Origin of the sequence: Streptomyces sp. NPDC006283 (assembly GCF_040613325.1) — a bacterium.
Lineage (GTDB): Bacteria > Actinomycetota > Actinomycetes > Streptomycetales > Streptomycetaceae > Streptomyces.
In genome coordinates, this window is the sequence record NZ_JBEXRZ010000428.1 from 1 (window position 1) to 2,248 (window position 2,248).

3 protein-coding genes and 1 pseudogene are annotated in these 2,248 nt (G+C 65.6%); all 4 read left to right on the plus strand.

The window, feature by feature from the left end; translation table 11 throughout:
• Window positions 1-199: pseudogene (locus tag ABZ070_RS36920) on the plus strand (hypothetical protein); the annotation flags it as partial.
• 315 nt (window positions 200-514) lie between these two features.
• Window positions 515-1,177: an SsgA family sporulation/cell division regulator gene (locus ABZ070_RS36925; protein WP_356640530.1), complete on the plus strand. Its 663-nt coding sequence runs from the start codon at window positions 515-517 to the stop codon at window positions 1,175-1,177.
• Between the two features lie 46 nt (window positions 1,178-1,223).
• Window positions 1,224-1,460, plus strand: coding sequence for a DUF6444 domain-containing protein (locus tag ABZ070_RS36930; protein WP_356640532.1), 237 nt, complete (start codon window positions 1,224-1,226; stop codon window positions 1,458-1,460).
• A gap of 230 nt (window positions 1,461-1,690) precedes the next feature.
• Window positions 1,691-1,855 carry a hypothetical protein gene (locus ABZ070_RS36935; RefSeq protein WP_356640534.1) on the plus strand — a complete coding sequence of 55 codons (165 nt, stop codon included), beginning with the start codon at window positions 1,691-1,693 and terminating at the stop codon, window positions 1,853-1,855.
• Window positions 1,856-2,248: the final 393 nt, after the last annotated feature.

A 2,248-nucleotide genomic window follows, 5' to 3' on the forward strand; every position in this document is an offset into this window, starting at 1 on the left:
CTACGCCGCCCTCCGGGACACGGCGCCCGTCTGCCCGATGAAGCCGCCGCACGGCGTCGAAACGTACCTGATCACACGGTACGAGGACGACCGGGCCGCACTGTCCGACCCCCGGCTGAGCATTGCAATGATGCATGAATGGAACAAGCCCGCAATTCACCGCCCTGATCCACGCAGCGGATTCCAACCCGGCCACTGATCCGCCAGGGAGGAGAATCTCAACCTTCTTTCTACGGAACAGGATTGTAAGGCCCGCGCCCCTCACCTAAGCCTCACCGAATGTGGCCTATCTCACGATACTCGACGCGGGATAGCCCACCCGACGCTTCAGGAAATGCGCGATTAGAGGCCTATCGGACATTTCGGGGCTCGGTCGCGCCTCGAGGAGTGTGTACTCATTCCCACCTTACGCCAACATGATTGCCGTTAGCGGAGATGACGCGTTTAGATCCAACAAAGCGGCGCACCCAGAATCGGGGCCCGCGCACTATGTTTTCGGAAACGGAGTTTGGCTGTGCGTGTTTTTCTCGGGGGAGCTGGCGGCGTCGGCACCGCCATCACTCAGATCGCCACCCGCCGGTCCTTCTTCGACCACATGGTCGTCGCCGACTACCACCTCTCGCGCGCCCAGGCCCCGGTCGCGGCCTTGGAAACAAACAACCGTTTCAGCGCCGAACGGATCGACGCGAGCGACAAGATGACCGTCACCTCACCGCTGCACCGGCCGCACCGCGACATCCCGCTCAACGCCACCGACCTGTCCCCCATCGCCGAGCAGTCCGTCCGGGCGCGCCTGATCAGCGATGCGCCACACCCCGTCCCAATCCTGGTGAGTCTGCGCCACAACGGCGACCACCCGGTCGCCGTCCGCATGGTCTTCCAGCCCGAGTCGTGCCTGAATGGCACCGCCGAAACCTGGGAGTTCGCCCGCAGCCTGCTGGACTCCGGGCTCCACGCCCCGTCCGGCTCGGGCGATGTACGCATCTGGCCGTGCGGACGTGCGCACACGATGGTGGAGCTGCACTCGCCGGAAGGGGTGGCGCTACTGCAGTTCGACAGGGCGCAACTGCGGCGCTTCCTGCTCCACTCGTACGCGACCGTCCCTCTCGACCGTGAGACACAAGCCATCGACATGGACCGAGGCCTGGATACCCTGCTGTGCGAGACACGGGGCTGAAGCAACCCACGCCCGAACCCACTCCCGCCTGCAAGGCCGGCTCTCCGTGTGCTGGACGACATGGTCACCGCCGGTTGACGGCGCGGGTGGTGGAGAGCGTCGCCTGGGGCGTAACTCTGGGAACTCCTCGAGGCCGCCGTCCACAGACACCTTCGGCCGTCCGGAGAATAAGCCGCGGCTGAAGAGTGACTGTAAGCGGGGCGTCAGCCCGGTGTCGACGGCAGTGGGCTGTCCACGGTCGGAAGCCCGATGTCACATCGGACCATATTCCGGCGGCCTGTAGTACCGGCTGCGGAAGCCGGCTGGATGAGAGCGACAGCATCGCCTTTGAGCGGCGTCAGGTCCGGGACATTCCCCTGAGCACGTGACGGTCACCGAGCACCGGGGCATCGCTGCCGGTGCGTGGGCGCAAGGTGACCGCCGATCCGATGCCCGGGCAGATCGCCGGATCCCCCCTCTTCCTATGACCCAAACCTGCGCGCGCTTGCCGTCTATCTCCAGGTCTTCCAGCACATGCCCGTCGAGCGGAACGCGCAGCTGATCGCGGGTGTGACGGAGCGGAGCCACCGCTGGGTCGCCTCCCTGCTGCCCGAGGCCGCCGTCAGGCTCGTCGAGGACTCACTGAACCTGATTCGGGCCCTGCTCCTGGAGGTTCAGCCAGCCGGCACCGACTGGTGAACACGTGCCGGATCCGCTTGTGCTCCTCGAACCAGGTTCGGGTGGACACGCTGTTGTGTGACGACAGGTTGTCGGTGATCACGTAGATGTCGTCGGCGGGGTTCGCGTCCTCGAGTTTCTGCAAGAACTTCTGGTAGAAGGCGCTGTTGCGGGAGGGTGCGGTCATCGTTACCTCCTGCCGTCGGCTATGCGCAGGGCGCCATAGACCCAGGTCTTCTCTGGCCCGCGGCCGTAATCGAGTTCGTTCTTGATGCGGTGACCGCCCCGCGACCATCCCGGCGTCGACGGGAAAGTGCGGACTTACCGTATGTTTCCGGCATCGTGCTCCATGCTGGTCCTGCCGCGTCAAGCCCCACCCGGGGCGCCGCCCCTCGCCCGGTGCGGGATGCGCGC